The sequence below is a fragment of the Streptomyces sp. JB150 genome (assembly GCF_011193355.1).
GTDB lineage: Bacteria > Actinomycetota > Actinomycetes > Streptomycetales > Streptomycetaceae > Streptomyces.
Window position 1 is genome coordinate 3016805 of record NZ_CP049780.1, and the last position, 25560, is coordinate 3042364.

The following is a 25560-nucleotide window of genomic DNA, read 5'->3' on the forward strand; positions in this document are numbered from 1 at the left end:
AGGCTATCGCTCCTCACCGGGGACCCGTCATGAGCCGTATGTGTACAAAACCGGGGCGGGAACTTTGACACTCTGCACAGTCGGTCACCGTGACCGCCGGTGCCTGGAAACCGGCGCGTCCCCTTGGCAAGCGGCCCGGCCCAGGGCAGGTTGCCCAGTGACGCCCACCCCGGAGGGGAGCCGCCCGCATGACAGCCAAGGTCCTGATCGTCACCGGCGACGCCGCAGAGTCCCTCGAAGTGCTGTACCCCTACCAGCGCCTTCTCGAAGAGGGCTACGAGGTCCACATCGCGGCCCCCACCCGCAAGAAGCTCCGGTTCGTCGTCCACGACTTCGAACCCGGCTTCGACACCTACACCGAGAAACCCGGCTACACCTGGCCCGCCGATCTCGCCTTCGCGGAGGTCGACCCCGGCCAGTACGCCGCCGTCGTCATCCCCGGCGGCCGGGCTCCCGAATACCTCCGCAACGACCCCGAACTCCGCAAGATTCTCAAATCCTTCTTCGACGCCGACAAGCCCGTGGCGCAGATCTGCCACGGTCCTCTGCTCACCGCCGCGGTGGACGCCCTCCGCGGCCGCCGCGTCACCGCGTACCCCGCCCTGGAGCTGGACATGCAGTCCGCCGGCGCGACCTTCCGGGACGCCGAGGCGGTCGTCGACGGAACGCTGGTCTCCGCCCGCGCCTGGCCGGACCACCCGGTGTGGATGCGGGAGTTCCTGACGGTGCTGCGCGCGAAGGCGCCGGTGACCTGAGGCACCCACGGCCACCCGGTGGCCGGGGACGGGCGAGCGGGGCCGCGCCGGGACGGGCGAGCGGGGCCGCGCGGGTCCGCGCAAGGTCGGCCGAGCGGCGGCCGAAGTGGGGCGGCCGAGCGGCGGCCGGGGTGGGGCGGCCAGGGGGCGCGGCTTACGCCGCCATGGCCAGGCGCTCCGCCTCCGCGACCGCCTCGTGCAGGGTGTCGACCACCGGCACCCCGGCGGTCTCCAGGCTGCTGCGACTGTGCGACCCACCGGTGTAGAGCACGGCCCGCGCGCCCACGTGGAGCGCGGCCGCCGCGTCGTCCGCGGCGTCCCCGATCACCACCGTGCGCGAGGGGTCGACCCCGGCCAGCGCCGCGAGGTGCCGCACCATGTGCTCGGCCTTGCTGCCCCCGGAGGGCCCGGTGCGCCCGTCGACCCGTACGAAGTGGCTCTCGATGCCGAATCCGCGGACCAGCGGCACGAGGTCCTCGTGCCCGTACATGCTCAGGATCGACTGGCTGCGCCCCGCGGACCGCCACTCGGCCAGCAGGTCCACCACGCCCTCGGTGAGTCCGCACCGCACCCGGTGCTCGGCGTAGTACCGATGGAAGGTCCCGTCCATGACCTCCCATTCCGCGTCCGTCGGCAGCCGCCCCATCAGCCGCTCGTAGAACTTCGGCACCGGCACGCAGTACATCGACCGGTACTGCTCCAGCGTGATCGGCTCCAGGCCCAGCTCGGCGAACGCCGCGTTCGTCGCCCCGATGATCGCGTCATTGTCGTGGAACAGCGTGCCGTTCCAGTCCCACACGATGTGCGCGGCTCCCAGCTTCCCCATGTCGAAGACCGTACCCGCCGCCACTGACATCGAGGAGACGTCCGCGTGACGGCCCGGCGGAACGGCGCGGCTCACTCCCCGAGCCCCACCAGGTTCGGGATCTCCTGCGTGGCGTACCACAGCAGCTCGTGGTCCTCGGCCCCGTCCACCACGAACTGCGCGTCGTCGTCCCCGCCGTCCGCCGCCTCAAGCGCGTCCGCCGCCGCGGCCACGTCCGCCTCCGCGCCCCCGGCGTCGACGTGCACGGACGCCGCCTTGGCCAGCCGGACCGGCCCGGCCACCCGCACCTCGCCCAGCGCGGCCGGGTCGAGGCCCCGGTCCGGATCGGCCGTCGCCGCCCCGTCGGGCACGTCGACGGCGACGACGACCCGCCGGCGCGGGGCCGCGGGGTCCGCCGCCAGCAGCCGCAGCGAGGCCAGCGCGGCCCGGCTGAGCGCCGCGTACTCCAGTTCCTCGATGTCGTCGGACAGGTACCACTCGCGCAGCGCGGGCGTGACGGCGTACGCGACGAGCGGCCCGGCCCCGAGTTCTCCCGCCTTGTACGCCTCGGCGAGACCGGGGAGGGTCAGGGGGACGTAGACGCGCATGGCTGGCCGCTTCTTTCGTGGTCGGAGGGCCCCGCAAGGCTTCGGAGAGCCTTCAGGATACGTGCGGGCGTCCCCTTTCGAGTCCCCGCCCGCGCCTCGGAAAGCGTCCACCCGACGCCTCGCGATTCACCCTCGCCACCGCTCCCACCAGGCGCTTCTCCCCTTCTGCTCACCCTGATAGGTGATCTCTCCGGACCCCCGGTCCCGGCTCGCGCCCGGCTTGCCGCCACCCTCTTCACCCCGTACAAGATCACCACCAGCAAGTTACCGCCCGGTATCCCCCGGGCCGCAGCGAACGGGGAACCCATGAACAAGGTCATGACCAGGGCCCAGCACCACCCGGCCACCCGCCCGGCATCCCGCCCCGGCACCCGGCCGCCGACCCGCCGCGACACCCGCCACGACCCTCGCCGCCCGGGTGCCACCCCGCCCCGCGCCCGCCGCGCGGACCCGCCGCCCGCGGCCCCGGCGCAGACCCGCCCGCCGGCCGAGCCCTTGAGGGTGCCGCCGCAGACCCCGCGCCGCCCCGTCGGGCTCCCGCAGCCCCGCCCCACCGACGTCTTCGCCGACCGTCTGCTGCTGGTCCTCAGCGGCCAGCGCCCCGTCCACTTCATGCTCCGCCACACCCTGGGACGCGCCTACGACGACCTGGCCCGGCTCGCCGAGAGCGGCCCCCTGCGCTCCCCGGGCCCGCGCCCGGTGGTGGGGGACGTCGGCTGGTACGAGCCCTATCCCGGCGCCTTCGAGGCCTTCGCCCGCATCCGCACCGGCGACCGGCTGCGCGCGATGGCCTTCCGCCTGGAACGGGGCGCCGACCACCGCTGGCGCTGCACGGCGGTGGAACTGGACGGCCCGCGCGGGCCCCGCGCACAGGACGACGGCTGACGGGCTCACGGGCTGACGGGCATGGGAAAGGGCCGGGCACCCTGGGGGTGTCCCGGCCCTCGGCCACGGCTCGACCGCGGCGGCGTCACGCCGCCGCAGGCCTCACTTCTTGCGGCGCCGCCCGCCCTTGGCCTGCTTGCGCCGCTCCGCGCGGGTGAGGCCGTCGGCGGAGGAACGCACCGGCTCGTCCTCGGGGAGGTCGCCCTCGATGGTGCCGCCCTCGCCGTCCACGGTCGGCGCGGTGAAGTGGAGGTTCCGCCGCTGCGGGGCCTCCAGGCCCTTGGCGCGGATCTCCGGGCGCGAGGCGGTCGCCTGCGCCGGCACCGAGTCCTGCTTGGCCAGGTCCGGCTTGGCGTCCTCGACGGGGACCTCCTCGACCTGCTGCTCGACCTGGACCTCCAGGTTGAACAGGTAGCCGACGGACTCCTCCTTGATGCCGTCCATCATGGCCTGGAACATGTCGAAGCCCTCGCGCTGGTACTCGACCAGCGGGTCCTTCTGCGCCATCGCGCGCAGGCCGATGCCCTCCTGGAGGTAGTCCATCTCGTAGAGGTGCTCGCGCCACTTGCGGTCCAGGACCGACAGCACGACCCGGCGCTCCAGCTCACGCATGATCTCGGAGCCGAGCTGCGCCTCACGCGCCTCGTACTGCTCGTGGATGTCGTCCTTGATGGAGTCGGCGATGAACTCGGCGGTCAGACCGGCGCGGTCGCCGGCCGCCTCCTCCAGCTCCTCGATGGTGACCTTGCACGGGTAGAGCTGCTTGAAGGCGCCCCACAGGCGGTCGAGGTCCCAGTCCTCGGGGAAGCCCTCGGAGGTCTCGGCCTGGACGTACGCGTCGATGGTGTCGTCCATGAAGTGGCGGATCTGCTCGTGCAGGTCCTCGCCCTCCAGGACGCGGCGCCGCTCGCCGTAGATGACCTCGCGCTGGCGGTTGAGGACCTCGTCGTACTTCAGGACGTTCTTACGGGTCTCGAAGTTCTGCTGCTCGACCTGCGACTGGGCGGACGCGATCGCGCGGGTGACCATCTTGTTCTCGATCGGCACGTCGTCCGGCACGTTCGCCATGGACATCACGCGCTCGACCATCTGGGCCTTGAACAGCCGCATCAGGTCGTCGCCGAGGGAGAGGTAGAAGCGGGACTCGCCGGGGTCGCCCTGACGGCCGGAACGACCGCGCAGCTGGTTGTCGATACGGCGGGACTCGTGCCGCTCGGTGCCCAGCACGTACAGGCCGCCGAGCCGCTCGACCTCCTCCTTCTCGGCCTTGACGGCCTCCTCGGCCCGCTTGAGCGCCTCGGGCAGGGCGGCGGCCCACTCCTCGATGTGCTCCTCGGGGTCGAGCCCGCGCTGGCGCAGCTCCGCCTCGGCGAGGTCCTCGGGGTTGCCGCCGAGCTTGATGTCCGTACCACGGCCGGCCATGTTGGTGGCCACGGTCACGGCGCCCTTGCGGCCGGCCTGGGCGACGATCTGCGCCTCACGGTCGTGCTGCTTGGCGTTCAGCACCTCGTGCTGGATGCCGCGCTTGCTCAGCTGCTGCGAGAGGTACTCGGACTTCTCGACGGACGTCGTGCCGACCAGGATCGGCTGCCCCTTGCGGTGCTTCTCCTCGATGTCGTCGACGACCGCGGCGAACTTGGCGACCTCGGTGCGGTAGATCAGGTCCGACTGGTCCTTGCGGATCATCGGCTTGTTGGTCGGGATGGGGACCACGCCGAGCTTGTAGATCTGGTGGAACTCGGCGGCCTCGGTCATCGCCGTACCGGTCATGCCGGAGAGCTTGTTGTAGAGGCGGAAGAAGTTCTGGAGGGTGATCGTGGCGAGCGTCTGGTTCTCGTCCTTGATCGGCACCCCTTCCTTCGCCTCGATCGCCTGGTGCATGCCCTCGTTGTAGCGGCGGCCGGCGAGGATACGGCCGGTGTGCTCGTCGACGATCATGACTTCGCCGTCGATGACGACGTAGTCCTTGTCCTTCTTGAACAGTTCCTTCGCCTTGATGGCGTTGTTCAGGTAACCGACGAGCGGGGTGTTCACCGACTCGTACAGGTTGTCGATGCCCAGCCAGTCCTCGACCTTGGCGACGCCGGACTCGTGGATGGCGACCGTGCGCTTCTTCTCGTCGACGTCGTAGTCGCCGGTCTCCTCGATGCCCTTCAGCGGCTGGCCGGCCTCGCCGCGCTTGAGGCGCTGGACCAGCTTGGCGAAGTCGCCGTACCACTTGGTGGCCTGGTCGGCCGGGCCGGAGATGATCAGCGGCGTCCGGGCCTCGTCGATGAGGATGGAGTCGACCTCGTCGACGATGGCGAAGTTGTGCCCCCGCTGGACGAGTTCGTCCTTCGACCAGGCCATGTTGTCGCGCAGGTAGTCGAAGCCGAACTCGTTGTTCGTGCCGTACGTGATGTCGCACGCGTACTGCTCGCGGCGCTGGGCCGGCGTCATGTTGGCCAGGATGCAGCCGACGGACAGGCCGAGGAACTTGTGGACGCGCCCCATCATCTCGGAGTCACGCTCGGCCAGGTAATCGTTGACCGTGATCAGGTGAACGCCGTCGCCGGAGAGCGCGTTCAGATACGCGGGCAGGGTGCCGACCAGGGTCTTGCCCTCACCGGTCTTCATCTCGGCGACATAACCCAGATGGAGCGCGGCGCCACCCATCAGCTGCACGTCGTAATGACGCTGGCCGAGGACACGCTTGGCGGCCTCGCGGACGGTGGCGAAGGCCTCCGGCAGGAGGTCGTCGAGGCTCTCCCCGTCGGCGTACCGCTGCTTGTACTCATCGGTGAGGGCCCGCAGCTCGGCGTCGGAGAGGTCGACGAAGTCCTCTTCGATGGAGTTGACCTGGTCCGCGATGCGGTGCAGCTTGCGCAGGATCTTGCCTTCGCCTGCACGCATGATCTTCGAGAGGACGGACACGGGGGTTGGTCTCCTTGCCGGTCGGGCCTGGGACGGTCGGTTTCCTTCTGACGTACTGAGCAACGGCCATCGTATGCGAGGACCCGGCCACGCCGGGAGGCCTGCCGTGACGGCGGCGTCACCGCTTCATCCAAGGACAACGGACGGGGGACGCGGATGGTGCCGCGAGCCTCCACCGAATTGCACGAACGGTAATCGCACCCTCACCCTCGAACCAGCCCCGGAAAAAGGGATGCCCGCCCTTTCGCCCCCGAGCAGAATCTCCCGATGGACCCCGTCACGATCCCCACCGCCCGTCTCCTGCTGCGCCCGGTCGGCCCGGACGACATCGACGCCGTGTACGCCGCCTGTCAGGACCCCGAGATCCAGCGCTGGACGACGATCCCCTCCCCTTACCTTATGGAACACGCCGAGACCTTCGTCCGGCAGCAGGTCCCCGACGGCTGGGCGGCCTCCTCCCTGTTCACCTTCGGCGCCTTCCTGCCCGACGGCGACCTCGCCGGCATGCTCGGCATCACCATGCGCTCCCTGGGCACCGCGGAGCTCGGCTTCTGGGCCACCCGGCGCCACCGCGGCAACGGCTACATCACCGAAGCCACCCGCGCGCTCTGCCACTGGGCCTTCACCCAGATCCCCGTCGACCGCCTCGAGTGGCGCGCGGAGGTCGGCAACACCGCCTCCCGCGCGGTGGCCGAACGGGCAGGCTTCACCCTTGAGGGCACCCTCCGCGCGGCCCTCAACCACCACGGCACCCGCCGAGACTGCTGGCTGGCCTCCCTCCTCCCCTCAGACCTCGCCCTCCCCTCCACGGCCCCGTACCTTCCCGCACGCCCAACAGCTTGACGCGACGCTTGCCCTCCGGGGGGGGGGACGAGGCGCGGCGGGTGCCTGGGTTCGCCCACCCTTGTGGCCGGGGTGAAGCGGGGAGGAATGCAGCGCGCGCAACCCCCACTACGGCGGGCAGCCGTAAGCCCAGCCTCCGCTCCCCGCCGCGGCTCAGGGGCGAAGCCCGGGTGCAGGGGACGGAGTCCCCGCCGGGGTGCAGGGGCGGAGCCCCTGGTGGGGTCGCAGGGTCGGAGCCCCTGGGGATGGGGTAGGGGCGGCGGGGGCGGAAACTGGACGCACGGACGCCCACCCGCCCACCCACACCAGCCCCTCCCTCCCCACAAAAACCCAACCCCACCCCCCACTGTCAGACCCACCCCCTATCGTTCGAAGCCATGACGGCCATGACGACCCCGCGCCCCACCACCACCCTCTCCGCAGACGAGGCCCGCCGCATCGTCCTACGAGCCCAGGGCCTCCTCGGCGCCCCCAACCGCCGCGCCGGTGTCCGCGGCATCCTCCGTCACCTCGGCGCGGTACAGCTCGACACGATCTCGGTCCTGGCCCGCTCCCACGAACTCGTGCCGTACGCCCGCCTCGGCGCGGTAGGCCGCGCCACAGTGGAGAGCGCCTACTGGAAGGACACCCACGCCTTCGAGTACTGGTCCCACGCCGCCTGCATCCTCCCCATCGAGGAGTGGCCCCACTTCGCCTTCCGCCGCCGCGCCTACCGCGACCGCCCCCACTGGCACCACGATCTCCCGGACGGCACCTACGACCAGGTGATCAAACAACTGCGCACCGAAGGCCCGCTGACCGCCACGGAGTTGGGCGGCGCGAAGAAGACCAACGAGTGGTGGGACTGGTCCGGCGCGAAGGTCGCCGCGGAACGCGCCCTGATGTACGGCGAGGTCGTCTGCGTCGAACGCCGCGGCTGGAAGCGGGTCTACGACCTCGCCGAACGCGCCATCCCCGCCGACCTCCTGCACGACGACCTGGACGACACCGAGTGCCTCCGCCGCCTGGTCCGCCTCGCCGGCGAGGCCCTCGGCGTGGGAACCCGCGCGGACATCGCCGACTACCACCGCCTGAAGGGCGAGCAGGTCGACGCGGTGATCGCCGACTCCGGCCTGGTCCCGGTCACGGTGGAGGGCTGGGCCAAGCCGGCCTGGGCGGACCCCGCGGCCCTCGCGACTCCCCCGCGCGGCCGTCACCGCACCACGCTCCTGTCGCCCTTCGACTCCCTGATCTGGGAACGCGCCCGGACGGAGCGGATCTTCGGCTTCACCCACCGCCTGGAGGCCTACGTCCCCAAGCAGAAGCGGATCCACGGCTACTTCGCGATGCCGGTCCTGGCCGGCGGCCGGCTGGTCGGCCGGGTCGACCCGGCCCGCGAGGGCCGCACCCTGGTCGCCAAGCAGATCACCCTGGACGGCCCGAAGGCGGTCCCGGCCGTCGCCGAGGCCCTGCTGGAAGCGGCGAGCTGGGTGAACTGCACCAACGTACGCGTGGAACAGGTGAACACCCCGGACCTGCGCGCGCCCCTGATCACAGAACTGGCCCGCTCCCTGGACTGACGGACCCCACAGGCCTCACAGGCCCCACCGTCACCGGATCTCGAGAATCTTCTCCCGCATCGCGTACACCACCGCCTCCATCCTGGAGTGCAGCTGCAGCTTCTCCAGGATGTTGCGCACATGGTTCTTCACGGTGTTCTCGGAGATGAACAACTCCTTCGCGATATCGCGGTTGTTCATCCCGGTCGCCACGAGCTTGAGCACTTCGAGTTCCCGGTCGGTGAGTCGCGGCGCGGGCACCAATCGCCGCTCGTCCGTCCGCTGGATCATCGACTTGAACTCGGTCAGCAGTTTCGACGCCATCGAAGGGCTGATCTGCGACTGCCCGTCGGCCACGGCCCGGATCGCCGTGGCCACCTCGTCCGTCGAGATCTCCTTGAGCAGATATCCCGTCGCGCCCGCCTTGATCGCGTCGTAGAGATCGGCTTCCTCGTCGCTGATCGTCAGCATGATGATCTTCGCGCTGGGCGCCACCTCCTTGATGGAGGTGCACGCCTCGATCCCGCCCCGCTTCGGCATCCGTACGTCCATCAGGACGATGTCGGGCAGGAGGTCCGCGGCCTTCTCCACCGCCTCGGCGCCGTCGCCCGCCTCCCCGACGACCTGGATGTCCTCCTCGGCCGCGAGCACGATCTCCAGACCACGGCGGAAGAGGGCGTGGTCGTCCACGACCAGGACGCGGATCGGCTCGTCGCGTGAGGAGCCCGTGTCCGGGCCCCTGCCGTCCGGGCCGTCGCCGGCCCTCTCGGCCTGCATCGGTCCGAAGCTGTCCGCCATCGTTCCTCCCCCTGAAGGCTCAGGCCTGTGGTCCCGGGCCATCGCCAACCCAAGGCAACGGCCCACCGATTGAGCCGTTACGGCCATGATTTCATGCCCGGACGACACCGCGGTGACGAAGCCATGGGCGAAGTGGTCGCACACCCGTCGCACACCGGTCGCACACGGGTGGCACGGCGGCGCAGCGGTGGCACACGGGTGGCACGGCCGCACACTCGTGGCACGCCGGTGCCCCTGGGGGCACACAAGCACTCCAGGGGCACCGGGGCTCAGCCGTCGTCCGGGAAGTCAGCCGCCCAGCGAACCGCCGGCCTCCGGCGAGGGCGGCGCCGTGATCATGGTGTCCGTCCTCAGATGGATCACGCCGTAGTCGTACGCGTGTCGCCGGTAGACGACGCTCGGTTCCTTCGTCTCGGAGTCGACGAACAGGTAGAAGTCGTGCCCGACCAGCTCCATCTCGTACAGCGCCTGGTCGAGGGTCATCGGGGCGGCGGCATGCGTCTTCTCGCGGACGACGAGCGGGCCCTCGCCCTGGATCTCGAGGGAGCCGATCTTCCTCGTCGGCACGCCTTCCGACTCGTCCGTCTCGGCGCCGCTGCCGTTGAGCGTGGCCACGCCCGGGACGTGCTGGGGGACTTCGGCTGCGGTGAGCCGACGGACACCGCGGCGCGTGTGGCGCTTGTCGTGCTGCCGGCGCAGCCGGGCGTCCAGCTTCTCCGCGGCGAGGTCGAGTGCCGCGTACGGATCGCTGGCCGCTGCCTCCGCCCTGATCACCGGACCGCGGGAGTGGAGCGTGATCTCCACCCGGTCGCTACGGTCGGCCTGTCGGGGGTTGGGCTCCTTGGACACCTCGACGTCGAGGCTGATCACCTTGCCATCGAGCTTCTGGATCTTCTCCAGCTTCAGCTTCTCGGCCACGTGCTTGCGGAACCGCTCGGGCACCTCGGTCTTGCGGCCCTTGACGACGATGTCCACGCAGAACTCCGTTCCCGGATCGCTCCGCCTCGGATGCGGAGCATCTCCCTTGTGCACCAGGTCCCGGTGTGCCCCGGAACCTCGGACTCGGTGACGTCCACCTCCTCCTCCCCCATGGGCGCGATCTGCTCCCCGGCCGGCCCGGTGATTGCGGAAATCCCACGGCACGGCATTCGGATACGAGAGGTGTGGCCTGCGGCTTTCCCTCACAACCGAACATATCTCGCCCGGACGGATGTCGTCACCCTCTACCGCGGCGTACCTCCATTCCGGTGAATTAGTGCTCTCACTCTCTGCAACGATGCAACTTCGCAGTCAGTTCCGGTTTATTGCGAAAGAATCCGGGGTCGCCGCGATCACCGCCGCGCAGATCACTTCACCTGCGCCGTTCGGTCCCGGCATTCCCGGGCCCCGCTTCCGCTCCGCGCCCCCTTCCCTCGGTCCAGTCGTCCGTGCCCCAGTCCTTTCCCGGGTTCCACTCCCGTACACAACCGACACACGTTCTCTTGGTGCCCCGTCCAGCTGACGCACACGGCCGCCCGCTCCACCGCCCGCCCGGCGCGCCGCCGTCACCGACATCGCGTGCGCCGAGCGCGCCTCCCGCGCCGACATCGCTTCCCGCACCGCCCGCGCCGCCTCCGTCAGCGACGCACCGGTGGTCATCAGGTCGTCCACCAGGACGACCGGCCCGCCCGCCAGCAGCCGTTCCCCACCGGGCGCCACGGCCAGCGCGCCCGCGAGGTTGTCCAGTCGCTGCCGCGCGTTCAGCCCCGACTGGTCGGCGACCGTCCGCCGCTGCCGCACCACGGCGGCCACCCGGGCCGGCGTCCCCGTCCGTCGCAGCTCCCCCGCCGCGGCGTACGCGATCCGCCGCACCGGATCGTGCCCCCGCGCCCGCACCGCCCGTCTCGCCGACGGAACGGGAACGAGCAGCACCGGCGCCCCAGGCCCCCAAGACCTCATCCCACCGGCCACGCGACCATCGGCCACCCGACCGTCTTCCGCCCGGCCATCACCCGCTCGACCGTCTTCCGCCCGGCTATCGCACGCCCGACCATCGCTCGCCCGACCATCGACCCCACCACCTCTGACCACACCCCTCTCGTCACCGTTCCCCCACGCTGCCCTCAGCCCTGCCCGCACCGCTCCCGCCAGCGCGGCGCCGAGCGGACCGGAGAGCGCCAGGGCACCCCGTTCCTTGTGGGCCAGCAGCACGGCCCGCACCTCGTCCCCGTACCGCGCCGCCGCGTGCACGGCCGGCAGCCCCGGCGGCTCCGGCACCGGCCGCACCCGGCACGGCGCCGCCCCGCTCAGCACGGCACGGCACTCCGGGCAGAGCACCGTACGCGGCCTGCCGCAGCCCCCGCAGTCGGCCGGCAGCACCAGGTCGGTGAGGTCCCGCCACCACCCCCGCATGCGCATCACTCTGCCAACCCCCGCGCCGCCCGACCACCCCTGTGGAAAACCGCCTGTGGACAACTCCGCGCCCCACCCGACGGCCCTCACCCACCTAGGTGAACGCCCCGCCCCTCCTCCCCTCCCTATCCCCCTGACCAGCGAAAAACGGCCGCCCCCGCCGGATCACTCCGCACGAGAACGGCCGCCCACGACTCAGAACGAAACGCACGCCCACCCAGGACCTCCGGCCCAGGCCCCGCCCCGGGCACTCCGCCCCAGGCCCCCCAGCCCCAGACGGCCTCACCCCGGATAAACCGGCGCCGACCCCTCCTTCACCACCGTCTGCCACTGCGCCCCCGACGGCAGCCGCACGATCCCGTCGTCCGAGTACGCCACCAGCGGCAGCAGCTCGTCCTCGGACGCGGCGATCTCCTTCACCCCGGTCAGGGCATCCGGCGCGGGCCCCTTCGGCGTGGAGCCGTCGACCTGGGCGTACCGCAGCTGCAGCACGCCTCCCTTCGCGCGCCCCACCACCACGAGCCGGCCGTCGCCACACCACGACACCGTGGTGACCTCCTCCAACTCGGGCGTGGCGTTGCGCAGTTCGCGCACCGTGACCGTCGACCGCTCGCCCACCTTCTCGTCGAGGTCGATCCGCCCGACCAGCAGGGACTGCTCGCCGTCCTTCTCCACGATCAGCGCGATCCGCACCCCGTCGGCCGCGACCCGCACCGACTCGATGCGCCCGTCCAGCGCCGGAACCGACACCTCCAGCGGTTCGCCCTTGCCCGCCTGGAGCAGCAGCAGCCGCGCGTTGCCGGCGTCCCGGTCGGCGACCCACAGATTGCCCTGCTCGTCCCAGCTGGGAGTGGTCAGCCGGTCGTCCTCGGTCCTGCCCTCGCTGGTCAGCACCGGCTCCCCGAGCGAGGCCCCCGGCTCCAGCCTCGCGACGTACAACTGCCGACCGTCCCGGGAGACTCCGGCCGCGCTGCGCTCGTCGCGCGACACCGCGACCGAGCGCAGGGTCGTCGTACCCTCGCCCAACGGGCCCGGCACCGGCTCCGCCCCGGCCGTCCTGCTGCCGCTGCGGATCCGCACCACGCTGTGGTCACCGTTGAGGAAGTACAGGTACTCGGGGCTGCGCACGGGTCCCCGCGTGGCGACCGCCGTCGCCGCGTCCGCGTCGAGCGCGCACAACTCCGCGCCGCCCGCCCGCAACTCGACCTCGTTCACCGCGGGCGCGAGGTCCTGCAACGTGAACAGCAACTGGGCCGCCATCTCGTTGCACTTGGCCAGCCCGACCCGCGCGGCCCTGTCGTTGAGCGGCACGGTCAGCTTGTTGTGGTCGTCGGGTGTCAGCGGGACCGCGTCGCCCTTCAGCCGCGTCCCCGTGGGAAAGCTCGACCGGACCACCGGATCGAGCCACCGCGTGGGCCCGCTCAGCAGCGAACGCACCACCTGCGTCGTGGGATCCACGCGCTGGCGCACATAGACGGGATCGGCGACCGCCGCAAGCTGCGCGGACGAGCCGGACGCGGTGTTCGACGCCAGGTAGTACTTGTTGACGGACACGTAGTTGCGCTGGAAGTCCGACTGGCCGAGGACGACACCCTGGGGCAGCCGGTCGATGCGCCACTGCCCGCTCTCGCGGTCCCTCCTGAGGCGGACCTGCCGGCTGTAGTCGCCGCTCGCCGGCGCGTACGACTGCTCCGCGTCCACAGTGGCGACCCTGCTGCCCGTCAGCAGGAACGCGAACGTGTCGCTGTCCTCCTTGTTGGCCGCCCAATCGACCTCCAGGCCGGGCGCGTTGGCGAGCACGGTCGTGGTCCGCTGCGGCTCCCAGGACTTCCTGGCCGTATCGGTCAGATACTGCTTCGCCGTCTCGTAGTTGGGGTCGTCGCTGGTCAACGCCTCCAGGAAGCCCTGCACGATCTGCGGCGGCGAGGCATCCTCCGACGGCGGTACGGCGAACACCCGCACCTGCGCGTCCTGCCGCGGCGTGGACTCGACACCCCGCAGATCCCCGTGGTCCGGCATGGAGGCACAGCCCGCCAGCAGGACGACACCACAGGCGATGTACGCCACCGCGCGCGCCGGCGTACGCCGGGCACCCCCCTCGCGGCCAGCGCCCACGAGTTGCCTCCCCTTACTCATTCGACTCATCGGACTCCACGTCCGCCGGCCGGCTCCCCGCCGCACCGCGCGCCGCCCCGTCCGCACCACGCACCGCCCCGCCCGTACGACGCGACTCCTCCGTACGACGCGACTCCTCCGTACGACGCGACTCCTCCACGCGGCGGGCCCCACCCGCCGGCCGGGGCACCACCCGCGCGCCGTTGCCGGGCAGCGCCGTCGGATCGGCCGTCGGGGCCACGGCGGCCAGCCGCGGACCTATCGCGTCGAGCGGCCGCACCGGCCCGCCGGCCGTGGTCTGCGCGGGCACGGTGGCACTCTTCTCGCCGCCCCCGCGCGGCTGACCGGAATCGTCCAGTCCGCGATTGCGCCGCGAGTCCTTGGGCTCCAGCGGTATCGGTGAGCCCCGCAGCGGCTCGTCCGCGGTCCGCGGCAGTGTCAGCCGGAACTGCGAGCCGCCGCCCGGCTCACCCCACGCCTGCAGCCAGCCGCCGTGCAGCCGGGCGTCCTCCAGGGCGATGGACAGCCCCAGACCCGTACCGCCCGTCGTCCGCGCGCGAGCCGGATCGGCCCGCCAGAACCGGTTGAAGACCCGGGTCGCCTCGCCGGGCTTGAGCCCGACGCCGTAGTCGCGTACGGCGACCGCGACCGCCCCGCCCGCCGCGGCGAGCTTGACGACGACGTCCTTGCCCTCGCCGTGCTCGACGGCGTTGACGACGAGATTGCGCAGCACGCGCTCCACCCGCCGGGCGTCCGCCTCCGCCACCACGGGCTGCTGGTCGCCCACTATCCGGATCCGCGACCCCTTGCGCTCGGCCAGCGGCTCCGCCCCGTCGACGACCCGCCGGACGACGTCCCGCAGGTCTATCGGCTCGGCCTCCAGCGCCGCCGCGCCGGCGTCGAAACGGCTGATCTCCAGCAGGTCCGACAGCAGCGACTCGAAGCGGTCCAGCTGGTCGGCGAGCAGTTCCGCCGACCGCGCGGTGACCGGGTCGAAGTCCTCCCGCGCCTCGTGGATCACGTCGGCGGCCATCCGCACGGTCGTCAGCGGAGTACGCAGCTCATGGGAGACGTCGGAGACGAACCGCCGCTGCATCCGCGACAGGTCCTCCAACTGGCTGATCTTCAACTGAAGGTTCTGCGCCATCTTGTTGAAGGCCTCGCCGAGCCGCGCGATGTCGTCCTCGCCGGTGACCTTCATCCGCTCCTGGAGGCGCCCCGCCGACAACCGCTCGGCGATCCCGGCGGCCATCCGCACGGGCGTGACGACCTGGCGCACCACCAGCCAGGCGATCGCCCCGAGCAGGACGACGACGAACAGCCCGGCCGTCGCCAGCGTCCCCTTGACCAGGCTCAGCGACTTCTCCTCCTGCGTCAGCGGGAAGAGGTAGTACAGCTGGTACGGGTCGTTGTTCGGGTCGTTGACCTGCTTGCCGATGATCAGCGCGGGCTGGGACTCCTTGCCGGGCCCGTACACGATGCGCGTGTAGCTCTGATACGCCCCCGGGCCGCTGGTGACCCGCTCACGCAGCTCCTCGGGGACGCTCTTGTTCGGATTGACCCCGCCGGAGGCGCGCGGACCGCGCCCGCCCCCGGTGTCGTCCCCGGCGGGCAGCGTCACGACGTCGAAGGCGCCCTGGCCGCCACTGGACAGCGAGGTGACGAGATCGCTCATCCACTGGATGACGTTCTGCGAGGACTGTCCGCCCTCGTCTGCCGCGTTGTCCACGGCCGCCCCGCTCGCCGCCTCCTCGGCGCGCTGCTTGGCCGCGGCGAACCCGCCCGTGGCCTGGCTCTGCGACGCGTTGACCTTGGCGTCGAGCAGCCCGTTGCGCACCTGCCCGATGACGACGAAGCCCAGCAGCAGTACGACGCCCAGCGACATCAGCAGCGTCGTGACGACGACCTTCAGCTGGATGTTGCGCCGCCACAGCCGCATCATCGGCAGCAGCGGCCGGCGCACCCAGCGCATGAACAGACGGAGGACCGGGCTGCCCTGGACTCCGCCCTGCAGCAGCCCGCCCGCGCTGAACCTTCCCCAGCGGGAGCCCGCCGCCTTCCGGCCGACAGGCCGCCCCGCGCGGGCCCCGGACCGGCCGGGCGCCGAAGCGGCACTGTCCCCGGACATGTCAGCTCGGCCCGGCCTTGTAACCGACACCACGGACGGTCACCACGATCTCGGGGCGCTCCGGGTCCTTCTCGACCTTGGAGCGCAGCCGCTGCACATGGACGTTGACCAGCCGCGTGTCCGCCGCGTGCCGGTAGCCCCACACCTGCTCCAGCAGGACCTCTCGGGTGAACACCTGCCACGGCTTGCGCGCCAGCGCGACCAGCAGATCGAACTCCAGCGGCGTCAGCGCGATCGACTGCCCGTCCCGCTTCACCGAGTGACCGGCCACATCGATGACCAGGTCACCGATGGCGAGCTGCTCCGGCGCCGGCTCCTCCGACCTGCGAAGCCGCGCCCGGATGCGGGCCACCAGCTCCTTCGGCTTGAACGGCTTCACGATGTAGTCGTCCGCGCCCGACTCGAGGCCGACGACCACATCCACGGTGTCGCTCTTCGCCGTCAGCATCACGATCGGCACCCCGGACTCCGCCCGGATCAGCCGGCACACCTCGATACCGTCCCGACCGGGCAGCATCAGGTCCAGCAGCACCAGATCGGGCTTGGTCTCCCGGAAAGCGGCCAGCGCCTTGTCGCCGTCGGCTACGAAAGACGGCTCAAAACCTTCACCACGCAGCACGATGCCGAGCATCTCGGCCAGTGCGCTGTCGTCGTCGACGACAAGGACTCGTCCCTTCATAAACGACATCATCCCATTCTCATAACGGCAGCGAAGGCGCAGGTGAGGCACGTCACTGGCCTGTGACGATAGTCGTAGGGACCCGTTACTGTCTGCCCTCGCCCGCCGGCGCCGATGTCAGCGACGGATGTCAGGCCTCAACGGCTCCGGCTACATCCCTTGGGACATCCGACAACCAGCGGCAGCTGTCCGCACGCGGGCAAGTCAGAAGGGCCTGTACGCCTCGGGGGCCGCGCCGGGCGGCAGGGAACGGGTGAGGAGCACGTACACAGGGCCGTACGGCGTCTAGCTCTGCAGGCTCTCCCACTGATCGAGTTCGTGTGCGCAGTACCGGCGCAGCAGGTCACGGAATTGGTCGAACTCGTGATCCGTCAGAGGCCGGTCCTGCCGACCAGGGGTGTCCACGTCAGGCAGGCCAGTGCGCGACGGGAACCCGGAGCGCTCCGCCGGTCACGGGGCCGGCTCACCCGACTCCCGCAAGGCTTCCACAGCCTGGCCCGATGGCACCCGACCGGCGGGATCACCTCCGGACGACCGAGACCGCCGCCCCGGCCACCCAGCGGCCGCACCATCACCTCCGGCCACCACTCCCGGCCCCACCCCTGGCCGACAGCCCTCCGTCACCCGTAGCCGTCACCCCTGGCCTTCATCCCCCGGCCACCCCCCTCCCCGCCACGCCCTACCCGCACAGCCCGGCCAGCGCCTCCGCCGTCACCGGCGACGCGACCCCCTCCTCGGTGACGATCGCCGTCACCAGCTCGGGCGGCGTCACGTCGAACGCCGGGTTGTACGCCTGGGTGCCCAGGGGCGCCACCGGAACCCCGCCGCCCGCTCCCGCCACCTGCGCCTGCGGCGCCATCACCTCCGTCACCTCGTACCCCGGACGCTGCTCCATCTCGATCGACGCCCCGTCGGGGGTGCCCAGGTCCACCGTCGTCACCGGCGCCACCACGATGAACGGCACGTGGTGATAGCGGGCGAGCACCGCCAGCGGATAGCTCCCGACCTTGTTCGCCACCGACCCGTCGGCGGCGATCCGGTCGGCGCCGATGAGCACCGCGTCCACCTCCCCCGCCGCGAACAGGGACCCCGCCGCGTTGTCGGTGAGCAGCGTGTACGCCATGCCGCTGCGCGCCGCCTCGTACGCGGTGAGCCGCGCGCCCTGCAACAGCGGGCGCGTCTCGTCGACCCACAGCCGGCGCAGCCGCCCCTGACGGTGTGCCGCGAGCGCCACCGCGAACGCCGTCCCGTCCCCGCCCGACACCAGCGACCCGGTGTTGCAGTGGGTGAGGATCCGGTGCCCGCCGCCCGGCAGCAGCTCGTCCAGCAGCGCCAGCCCGTGCTCCGCCATCCGGGCGCTGGCCTCGGCGTCCTCCCGGTGCAGCTGCCGCGCGGCGGCCAGCGCCGCCGCCGCGGCCGCCGTGGCGTCGCCGCTGCGGGCCAGGCTCGCGTGGTAGGCCTCCTGGGCCCGGCGCACCCCCACCGAAAGGTTCACCGCGGTCGGCCGGGCACCCGCCAGCGCCTGCGCCGCCTCGTCCACGTCGAAGCCCCGCGCGGCGGCGAGCGCGACCCCGTACGCTCCCGCGATCCCGAGCAGCGGCGCCCCGCGCACGGCGAGCGACCGGATCGCCTCCACCAGCGCCGGTGCGTCCGTGCAGACCAGTTCGACCTCCTCACTCGGCAGCCGGGTCTGGTCCAGAAGCACCAGCACCGGCCCCTCGGGTGGCTCCTCCCACCGGACCACCGGTACCTCGGTCGCCCGCTTGTCCTCGCCGGTTCGCGCCTGCTGATCAGCCATGCCGTCAGTCTGCCCACTATCCGGCGGACAATTGAAGGTGCGCAGCCCGCACCGTGGCCGGTCCGTCGCCGACCACCCCATGGCACGATGGCTGCCAAGCTGCCGCCGCGACCGCGGACGGGCACCGTGAAGGAGCGACGATGAACGACACTCCGGGCTGGGCCTCGCCCGGATCCGCCCCGTCCGACGGGCACGAGCCCGGCACCTCCGGCCCCACCGGGCCGTCCGGGCCGGCCGACCGGCCTGACCCCGAACAGCCCTCGCAGCAGCCGGGCACGCACCCGCAGAGCCCGGGCACCCAGTGGTCCAAGCAGCAGCCGCCACCCGCCCAGTGGTCCGCGCCGACCGGCCCGCCGTCCCCCGGCCAGACCCCGCCGCCCCCACCGCCCGGCCCGGGCTGGGGCGCCCCGCCCCCCGGCGGCCCCGGCGGCTACGGCGGCGGTAACTGGCAGGGCCCCGGCGGCTACGGCGGCTGGGGCACCGCCTGGGGTGGCCCCCCGCCCGCCGCCAAGCCCGGCGTCATCCCCCTGCGCCCGCTCGGCGTGGGCGAGATCCTCGACGGCGCCGTGTCGACCATGCGCACCTACTGGCGCACGGTCCTCGGCATCTCCCTCACCGTCGCCGTCCTCATCGAGATCGTCGTCGTCCTCGTGCAGGGCCTGCTCCTCGACGAGTACACCGACACCGGCGCCCTCGGCGATCCCAGCGCCAGCCTCGACGAACTGACCGGGGCGCTGCGCGACACCATGCTCAGCTCCGGCGTCCTGTTCGTGATCTCCCTGATCGGCACCGTCGCCGCGACGGCTCTGCTGACCACCGTCACCAGCCGCGCGGTGCTCGGCAAGCCGGTCACCGCCGGCGAGGCCTGGCGCGACGCCCGCCCGCAGATCGTCAAGCTGTTCGGCCTGATCCTGCTGCTGCCGCTCATCGCCGCCGGCATCGTCCTCGCCGGCATGCTCCCCGGCATCATCACGGTCGCCGCGGGCGGCGGCGGGGGCGGCGCGGCACTCGCCGTCCTCGGCGGTCTCGCCGCCGCCGTCGTCACCGTCTGGCTGATGGTCCGCTTCTCCCTCGCCTCCCCGGCCCTGATGCTGGAGAAGCAGTCCGTCCTCAAGGCCATGAGCCGGTCCGTGAAGCTCGTGCGCGGCTCCTGGTGGCGGGTGTTCGGCATCCAGCTGCTCGCGGCGATCATCGCGAACGTCATCGCCGCGATCGTCGTCATCCCGTTCACCTTCCTCGCCGCCGCGGTCAGCGGCGACGGCATAAGCGGCTTCGTCAACGGCACCGGCGGCTTCGGCTGGACGTTCCTCATCGTCAGCGGCATCGGCTCGGTGATCGGCTCCACGATCACCTTCCCGATCACCGCCGGCGTCACCGTGCTCCTCTACATCGACCAGCGCATCCGCCGCGAGGCCCTCGACCTCGAACTGGCCCGCGCCGCCGGTGTCCAGGGCTACGGCCCCACCTCCCCCGGAACCCCCGGGAGCTGATGCGGTGATCCTGACGGGGGCAGTCCTCCCAGCGGCGCCGTCCCTGCCCCGCGCCGCCGACGCAGCCGTACGGACCTGGTCGCCCACCCGCGCCCCGGCCGTACGGCCGCCACACCACGACCTGTCGGTGCCGACGTCGGCGGGCTCCGACGACGCACCACCGTTGACGATCCCCCGCGATCCCGCCCGCGAGGCGGCCCGGCGCGAACTGTCCGAGCGCGTGTACCACGAGGACGACCCCGGCCTGTTCGAACGCGCCCTCAACGCCTTCTGGGACTGGCTCGACAAGGTCTTCGGCGCCGCTGCCTCCGTCACCCCCGGCGGAGCGGTCGGCCTGCTCGTCGTCATCCTCGTCGTGCTCGCCGCCCTCGGCGCCCTGTGGTGGCGCCTGGGCACCCCACGACGCGAACCCGTCTCCTCCTCCCCCGCCCTGTTCGACGACCGTCCCCGCACCGCGGCCGAACACCGCGCCACCGCCGACGCCCACGCCGCCCAGGGCCACTGGAACCAGGCCGTCCAGGAACGCATGCGGGCCATCGTCCGCTCCCTGGAGGAACGCGCCCTCCTCGACCCCCGCCCCGGCCGCACCGCCGACGAGGCCGCAGCCGAAGCCGGCCGCGCCCTGCCCACCCACACCGACCGGCTCCGCGCCGCCGCCCACGCCTTCGACGACGTCACATACGGCGGCCGGACCGCCACCCCGGACGCGTACCGGCGCATCGCCGACCTCGACCGCGACCTGGAGAACACCAAGCCCCGACTGGCCGGCAGCAGCGACCACACCACTGCCCACCACACCAGCCAGGGGACCACCGGATGACCACCGAGGCCACGCTCCCGACCACCTCGGTCTCGCCCACCGCCCGCCAGGTGTGGACCCGCACGCGAGGCATCGCCCTCGCCCTGGTCGTGCTGCTGGCGGCCGGCGTGGCGATCGCCCTGATCCGCTCCGACGTCCGCCACGGCAACCTCGACCCACGCTCCCCCGACCCCCAGGGCAGCCGCGCCGTCGCCGAACTGCTCGCCGACCGCGGCGTCTCCACCCGCGTGGTCACCACCCTGGACGAGGCCCGCGCCGCGGCCGCCCCCGACACCACCCTCCTGGTCGCCGTCCCCGACCTCCTCACCCCCGGCCGGCAGGACCGGCTGCACAGCGCCATCGCCGCGTCCGGCGGACGCACCGTCCTCGTCGCCGCCGGCAGCGCCTCCGTCGAACGCCTCGCCCCCGGCGTCACCGCCGACCCGGCCACCAGCTCCGAGTCCACCCTCTCCCCCGGCTGCGACCTGCCCGCCGCCCGCCGCGCCGGCAAGGCCGACACGGGCGGCATCCGCTACACCACCACCCATCTCAGGGCCGACCAGTGCTACCGCAGCGAGCGCCTGGCCACCCTGATCCGCGTCCCGCACCCTTCCGGCGGCGGTGACACCGTCGTGCTCGGCGCGCCCGACATCCTCCACAACGAACACCTCGACGAGCAGGGCAACGCCTCGCTCGCCCTCCAGCTCCTCGGCTCCCGCCCCCATCTGGTCTGGTACCTCCCCTCACCCTCCGACACCTCCGCCGCCCAGCCCGACGACGAGAAGACCCTCCTCGAACTGCTCCCCTCCGGCTGGCTCTGGGGCACGCTGCAGCTCTTCATCGCCGCGGCCCTCGCCGCCCTGTGGCGGGCACGCCGGCTCGGCCCCCTCGTGCCCGAGAAAATCCCCGTGGCGATCCGCGCCTCCGAAACCGTCGAAGGCCGTGCCCGCCTCTACCGCAAGGCGAACGCCCGCGACCGCGCGGCCGCCGCTCTCCGCTCCACCACCCGCACGCGCCTCGCCCCCCTCGTAGGCATCCCCGCGGCCCGGGCACACACGCCCGAAGCCCTGCTCCCCGCCCTGTCCGCGCACCTCCACGGCGACGGACAGGCACTGCACTCCCTGCTCTTCGGCCCGCCGCCCAGCGACGACACGGGCCTGATCGCACTCGCCGACCAACTCGACGCCCTCGAAAGAGAGGTACGCCGTCCATGATGGACCCGACCACTGACAACGCCGGGTCGACCGGGGCCCCGGGCGACGCCCGCGCCGCCCTCGAAGCCCTGCGCGCCGAGATCGCCAAGGCCGTGGTCGGCCAGGACCCCGCCGTGACCGGTCTCGTCGTCGCCCTCCTGTGCCGCGGACACGTCCTACTTGAAGGAGTCCCCGGGGTCGCCAAAACGTTGCTCGTCCGCGCCCTCGCATCCGCACTGGAACTCGACACCAAACGCGTCCAGTTCACCCCCGACCTGATGCCGAGCGACGTCACCGGCTCCCTCGTCTACGACGCCCGCACCGCCGAGTTCTCCTTCCAGCCCGGCCCGGTCTTCACCAACCTCCTCCTGGCCGACGAGATCAACCGCACGCCCCCGAAGACCCAGTCGTCCCTCCTGGAAGCGATGGAGGAACGCCAGGTCACGGTCGACGGCACCCCCCGCCCCCTCCCGGAGCCCTTCCTGGTCGCCGCGACCCAGAACCCGGTCGAGTACGAGGGCACCTACCCCCTCCCCGAAGCCCAACTGGACCGTTTCCTCCTCAAACTGATGGTCCCCCTCCCCTCCCGCCAGGACGAGATCGACGTCCTCACCCGCCACGCCCAGGGCTTCAACCCGCGCGACCTGCGCGCCGCCGGCGTACGCCCCGTGGCGGGCGCCGCCGACCTCGAAGCCGCCCGCGCGGCGGTCGCCAAGACCACGGTCTCCCCCGAGATCACCGCCTACGTCGTCGACATCTGCCGCGCCACCCGCGAATCGCCGTCCCTCACCCTCGGCGTCTCCCCGCGCGGTGCCACCGCCCTCCTCGCGACCTCCCGCGCCTGGGCCTGGCTGACGGGCCGCGACTACGTCATCCCCGACGACGTCAAGGCCCTCGCCCTCCCCACCCTCCGCCACCGCGTGCAACTCCGCCCGGAGGCCGAGATGGAAGGCGTGACCGCCGACTCGGTCATCAACGCGATCCTCGCCCACGTCCCCGTCCCCCGCTGATGGCACTCACCGGACGCGCCGCCCTCCTGGCGGCCCTCGGCTCCCTCCCGGTCGGCATCCTGGAGCCCGGCTGGACGGGCATCCTCGCCGTGAACGCCCCGCTCGCCCTCGCCTGCGCCTGCGACTTCGCGCTCGCGGCACCGGTACGCCGCCTCAGGCTGACCCGCTCGGGCGACACCTCGGTCCGTCTGGGCGAAACCGCCGACGTCACCCTCACGGTCACCAATCCCACCGGCCGCCCGCTCCGCGCCCTCCTGCGCGACGCATGGCCCCCGAGCAGCTGGCAGCCCGGCACCGAGGTCGCCGCGTCCCGCCATCGCCTGACGGTTCCCGCAGGCGAGCGCCGCCGCGTCACCACCCGACTGCGCCCCACCCGCCGCGGCGATCACCACGCGGACCGGGTGACCATCCGCTCGTACGGCCCCCTCGGCCTCTTGACCCGCCAGGCCACCCACAAGGTCCCCTGGACGGTACGCGTCCTGCCTCCCTTCACCAGCCGCAAGCACCTGCCCTCGAAACTCGCCCGGCTCCGCGAACTCGACGGCCGCACCAGCGTCCTCATCCGCGGCCAGGGCACGGAATTCGACAGCCTCCGCGAGTACGTCCCCGGAGACGACACCCGCTCGATCGACTGGCGCGCCACAGCCCGCCACTCCACGGTCGCCGTCCGCACCTGGCGCCCGGAACGCGACCGGCACATCCTCCTGGTCCTGGACACCGGCCGCACCTCCGCCGGCCGCGTCGGCGACGCCCCGCGCCTCGACGCCTCCATGGACGCCGCCCTCCTCCTGGCCGCCCTGGCCTCCCGTGCCGGCGACCGCGTCGACCTCCTCGCCTACGACCGCCACGTACGCGCCCTGGTCCAGGGCCGCACGGCGAACGACGTCCTCCCCGCCCTGGTGAACGCCATGGCGACCCTGGAACCGGAACTCGTCGAGACGGACGCCCGAGGCCTCACCGCCACAGCACTCCGTACGGCCCCACGCCGCTCCCTGATCGTCCTGCTGACCACCCTCGACGCGGCCCCGATGGAAGCGGGAATCCTCCCCGTCCTGCCCCAGCTGACCCAGCGCCACACCGTTCTCTTGGCATCGGTGGCCGACCCCCACATCGCCGGCATGGCAAAGGCCCGCGGGAACGTGGACGCCGTCTACGAGGCCGCAGCCGCCGCCCAGGCCCAGGCCGAACGCGAGCACACCGCCGAACAACTCCGCCGCCACGGCGTCACGGTCGTCGACGCGACACCGGACGACCTGGCGCCGGCACTGGCGGACGCCTACCTGGCACTGAAGGCGGCAGGCCGCCTGTAAGGCGATGACCAGGGCCCTGAAAGGGGCCCCTACGCCTGAATAGCCAGCCCTGAACGCAGAAAACCCCCGCATCATGTGATGCGGGGGTTTTCCCAATAATTGTTCGGCGGCGTCCTACTCTCCCACAGGTCTCGATCCGATTTCCTCGGTGCTTTCCAGGTTCCCGCTCTCGCGTTTCCCTTTCCGGCGGTTCCGACTTTATCAGAACTTCCGCGCCGGTCTGACCGGCCGTCTGTTTCCGATTTCATCGGGAGAGGCTTCAGCGAAATCGATGTTTCGAGAAGCGATAGGTTCTCAAGGTCACCGACCGGATCAGATCCAGTCCCAGGCAACTGTTCGAATCTACCTCCCCGCTCGCGCCGTGTCAACGGCTCTCGCGGGAACGAAGAGGACAGTAGCAGCTCGGCGGGCGTGGATGCACATCAGGCGGCCGTAGGCACGGTGGCACTGCGTTCGGCCGCGTCGATGTCGCCGGTCTCGCCGGTGCGTGCCGCGCGGCCGCCGAGGACGTAGACGTACGTGAGGAACGCCAGCTCGGCGGCGACGCCGATGGTGATGCGGGCCCAGGTCGGCAGGCCGGACGGGGTGACGAAGCCTTCGATGGCGCCGGCGACGAAGAGCACGAGGGCCAGGCCGATGGCCATGCCCAAGGCGGCGCGGCCCTCCTCGGCCAGGGCTGTGCGGCGGGTGCGGGGGCCTGGGTCGATGAGGGTCCAGCCGAGGCGGAGGCCGGTTCCGGCGGCGACGAAGACGGCGGTGAGTTCCAGGAGGCCGTGCGGCAGGACCAGGCCGAGGAAGGTGTCGAGGCGGCCGGCCGAGGTCATCAGGCCGAAGCCGATGCCGAGGTTCAGCATGTTCAGCAGCAGGATCCAGATGACCGGCAGGCCGAGGAAGATGCCCAGGACCAGGCAGATCGCGGCGGCCTGGGCGTTGTTCGTCCAGACCTGGGCGGCGAAGGAGGCCGCGGGGTTGCTGGAGTAGTAGGACTCGTACTCGCCGCCGGGGCGGGTGAGTTCGCGTAGTTCGCTCGGGGCCGCGATCGTCGCCTGGACGTCGGGGTGCGTGCCGATCCACCAGCCGAGGAGGGCCGCGACGAGCGCCGAGAGCAGCGCGGTGGGCACCCACCAGTGACGGGAGCGGTACACGGCGGCGGGGAACCCGTGGGTGAGGAAGCGGGTCACGTCGCGCCAGGAGGCGCGGCGGGTTCCTGTGACGGCTCCACGCGCGCGTGCCACCAGTTGGCTGAGCCGGCCGGTCAGCTGGGGGTCGGGGGCGCTCGACCGGATGAGGGACAGGTGGGTCGCCGTGCGCTGATAGAGGGCGACGAGTTCGTCGACCTCGGGGCCGGTGAGCCGGCGCCGGCGTCGGAGCAGGGCGTCCAGGCGGTCCCACTCCGCGCGGTGGGCGGAGACGAAGACGTCGAGGTCCATCGGTGTGCCTGCTCCTCGGCTGATCGTCGGGACTCGTCGTGGCTGTCAGCTTGTCCTACTGGGGCGCGATGT

General features: G+C 72.0%; 20 protein-coding genes. 9 read left to right on the top strand and 11 right to left on the bottom strand.

All coding sequences use genetic code 11. The features are described from left to right. Positions 1-188: 188 nt before the first annotated feature. On the top strand, positions 189-755 hold the full coding sequence (locus tag G7Z13_RS14160; RefSeq protein WP_165999309.1) for a DJ-1/PfpI family protein: 567 nt from the start codon (positions 189-191) through the stop codon (positions 753-755). A 154-nt stretch (positions 756-909) separates the two neighbouring features. Here G7Z13_RS14160 and G7Z13_RS14165 read toward each other — a convergent pair whose 3' ends face one another. Beyond that, positions 910-1581, bottom strand: coding sequence for an HAD family hydrolase (locus tag G7Z13_RS14165; protein ID WP_165999311.1), 672 nt, complete (start codon positions 1579-1581; stop codon positions 910-912). A 71-nt stretch (positions 1582-1652) separates the two neighbouring features. Next, positions 1653-2168, bottom strand: a complete 516-nt coding sequence (locus G7Z13_RS14170) for a hypothetical protein (protein WP_165999340.1) — start codon at positions 2166-2168, stop codon at positions 1653-1655. 318 nt (positions 2169-2486) lie between these two features. Between G7Z13_RS14170 and G7Z13_RS14175 the strand changes: the two genes are divergently transcribed. Next, complete coding sequence (locus tag G7Z13_RS14175) at positions 2487-3053, top strand: Rv3235 family protein (protein ID WP_240926211.1); 567 nt, start codon at positions 2487-2489, stop codon at positions 3051-3053. A 102-nt stretch (positions 3054-3155) separates the two neighbouring features. Here the strand turns inward: G7Z13_RS14175 and secA are convergent, their stop codons facing one another. After that, the gene (gene secA / locus G7Z13_RS14180; RefSeq protein WP_165999344.1) at positions 3156-5966 is read right to left on the bottom strand and encodes a preprotein translocase subunit SecA; all 2811 of its coding nucleotides are present in this window, start codon (positions 5964-5966) and stop codon (positions 3156-3158) included. Between the two features lie 267 nt (positions 5967-6233). On the opposite strand from secA, the gene G7Z13_RS14185 reads away from it, so the two are divergent. Together G7Z13_RS14185 and G7Z13_RS14190 are read left to right on the top strand one after the other, a co-directional pair. Further along, entirely contained in the window at positions 6234-6809 is a 576-nt protein-coding gene (locus tag G7Z13_RS14185; RefSeq protein ID WP_165999346.1) for a GNAT family N-acetyltransferase, read from the top strand. Positions 6810-7195: 386 nt separating this feature from the next. Further along, entirely contained in the window at positions 7196-8368 is a 1173-nt protein-coding gene (locus tag G7Z13_RS14190) for a crosslink repair DNA glycosylase YcaQ family protein (protein ID WP_166004940.1), read from the top strand. A gap of 30 nt (positions 8369-8398) precedes the next feature. Here the strand turns inward: G7Z13_RS14190 and G7Z13_RS14195 are convergent, their stop codons facing one another. From G7Z13_RS14195 to mtnA, 7 genes are all read right to left on the bottom strand, one after another. Further along, a complete protein-coding gene (locus G7Z13_RS14195) occupies positions 8399-9145 on the bottom strand; it encodes a response regulator transcription factor (RefSeq protein WP_165999348.1) in 747 nt (248 codons plus the stop codon). 288 nt (positions 9146-9433) lie between these two features. Continuing rightward, on the bottom strand, positions 9434-10120 hold the full coding sequence (gene raiA, locus G7Z13_RS14200; protein WP_165999349.1) for a ribosome-associated translation inhibitor RaiA: 687 nt from the start codon (positions 10118-10120) through the stop codon (positions 9434-9436). 315 nt (positions 10121-10435) lie between these two features. Further along, positions 10436-11536 (bottom strand): ComF family protein, encoded by a 1101-nt coding sequence (locus G7Z13_RS33645; protein ID WP_240926212.1) that lies wholly within the window; start codon positions 11534-11536, stop codon positions 10436-10438. Positions 11537-11818: 282 nt separating this feature from the next. Continuing rightward, positions 11819-13651 carry an LpqB family beta-propeller domain-containing protein gene (locus G7Z13_RS14205; protein WP_165999351.1) on the bottom strand — a complete coding sequence of 611 codons (1833 nt, stop codon included), beginning with the start codon at positions 13649-13651 and terminating at the stop codon, positions 11819-11821. 13 nt (positions 13652-13664) lie between these two features. After that, positions 13665-15779 (bottom strand): MtrAB system histidine kinase MtrB, encoded by a 2115-nt coding sequence (mtrB, locus tag G7Z13_RS14210; RefSeq protein WP_165999353.1) that lies wholly within the window; start codon positions 15777-15779, stop codon positions 13665-13667. Between the two features lies 1 nt (position 15780). After that, positions 15781-16470 carry a two-component system response regulator MtrA gene (gene mtrA / locus G7Z13_RS14215; RefSeq protein WP_198948386.1) on the bottom strand — a complete coding sequence of 230 codons (690 nt, stop codon included), beginning with the start codon at positions 16468-16470 and terminating at the stop codon, positions 15781-15783. Between the two features lie 667 nt (positions 16471-17137). Next, positions 17138-18256, bottom strand: coding sequence for an S-methyl-5-thioribose-1-phosphate isomerase (gene mtnA / locus G7Z13_RS14220; RefSeq protein ID WP_165999354.1), 1119 nt, complete (start codon positions 18254-18256; stop codon positions 17138-17140). 140 nt (positions 18257-18396) lie between these two features. Between mtnA and G7Z13_RS14225 the strand changes: the two genes are divergently transcribed. The 5 genes from G7Z13_RS14225 to G7Z13_RS14245 are packed head-to-tail and all read left to right on the top strand — an operon-like array spanning position 18397 to position 24058. Further along, positions 18397-19746, top strand: a complete 1350-nt coding sequence (locus tag G7Z13_RS14225) for a proline-rich domain-containing protein (protein ID WP_165999356.1) — start codon at positions 18397-18399, stop codon at positions 19744-19746. Positions 19747-19750: 4 nt separating this feature from the next. After that, positions 19751-20566: a DUF4129 domain-containing protein gene (locus G7Z13_RS14230; RefSeq protein ID WP_165999358.1), complete on the top strand. Its 816-nt coding sequence runs from the start codon at positions 19751-19753 to the stop codon at positions 20564-20566. Further along, positions 20563-21759 (top strand): DUF4350 domain-containing protein, encoded by a 1197-nt coding sequence (locus tag G7Z13_RS14235; RefSeq protein ID WP_165999360.1) that lies wholly within the window; start codon positions 20563-20565, stop codon positions 21757-21759. Before G7Z13_RS14230 ends, G7Z13_RS14235 begins: the two co-directional genes overlap by 4 nt. Then, positions 21759-22748 carry a MoxR family ATPase gene (locus G7Z13_RS14240; protein ID WP_206313067.1) on the top strand — a complete coding sequence of 330 codons (990 nt, stop codon included), beginning with the start codon at positions 21759-21761 and terminating at the stop codon, positions 22746-22748. The genes G7Z13_RS14235 and G7Z13_RS14240 overlap by 1 nt, the downstream gene beginning before the upstream one ends. Continuing rightward, positions 22748-24058, top strand: a complete 1311-nt coding sequence (locus tag G7Z13_RS14245) for a DUF58 domain-containing protein (protein WP_165999364.1) — start codon at positions 22748-22750, stop codon at positions 24056-24058. Before G7Z13_RS14240 ends, G7Z13_RS14245 begins: the two co-directional genes overlap by 1 nt. A 422-nt stretch (positions 24059-24480) precedes the next feature. Here the strand turns inward: G7Z13_RS14245 and G7Z13_RS14250 are convergent, their stop codons facing one another. Then, positions 24481-25488 (bottom strand): stage II sporulation protein M, encoded by a 1008-nt coding sequence (locus tag G7Z13_RS14250; protein ID WP_165999366.1) that lies wholly within the window; start codon positions 25486-25488, stop codon positions 24481-24483. Positions 25489-25560: the final 72 nt, after the last annotated feature.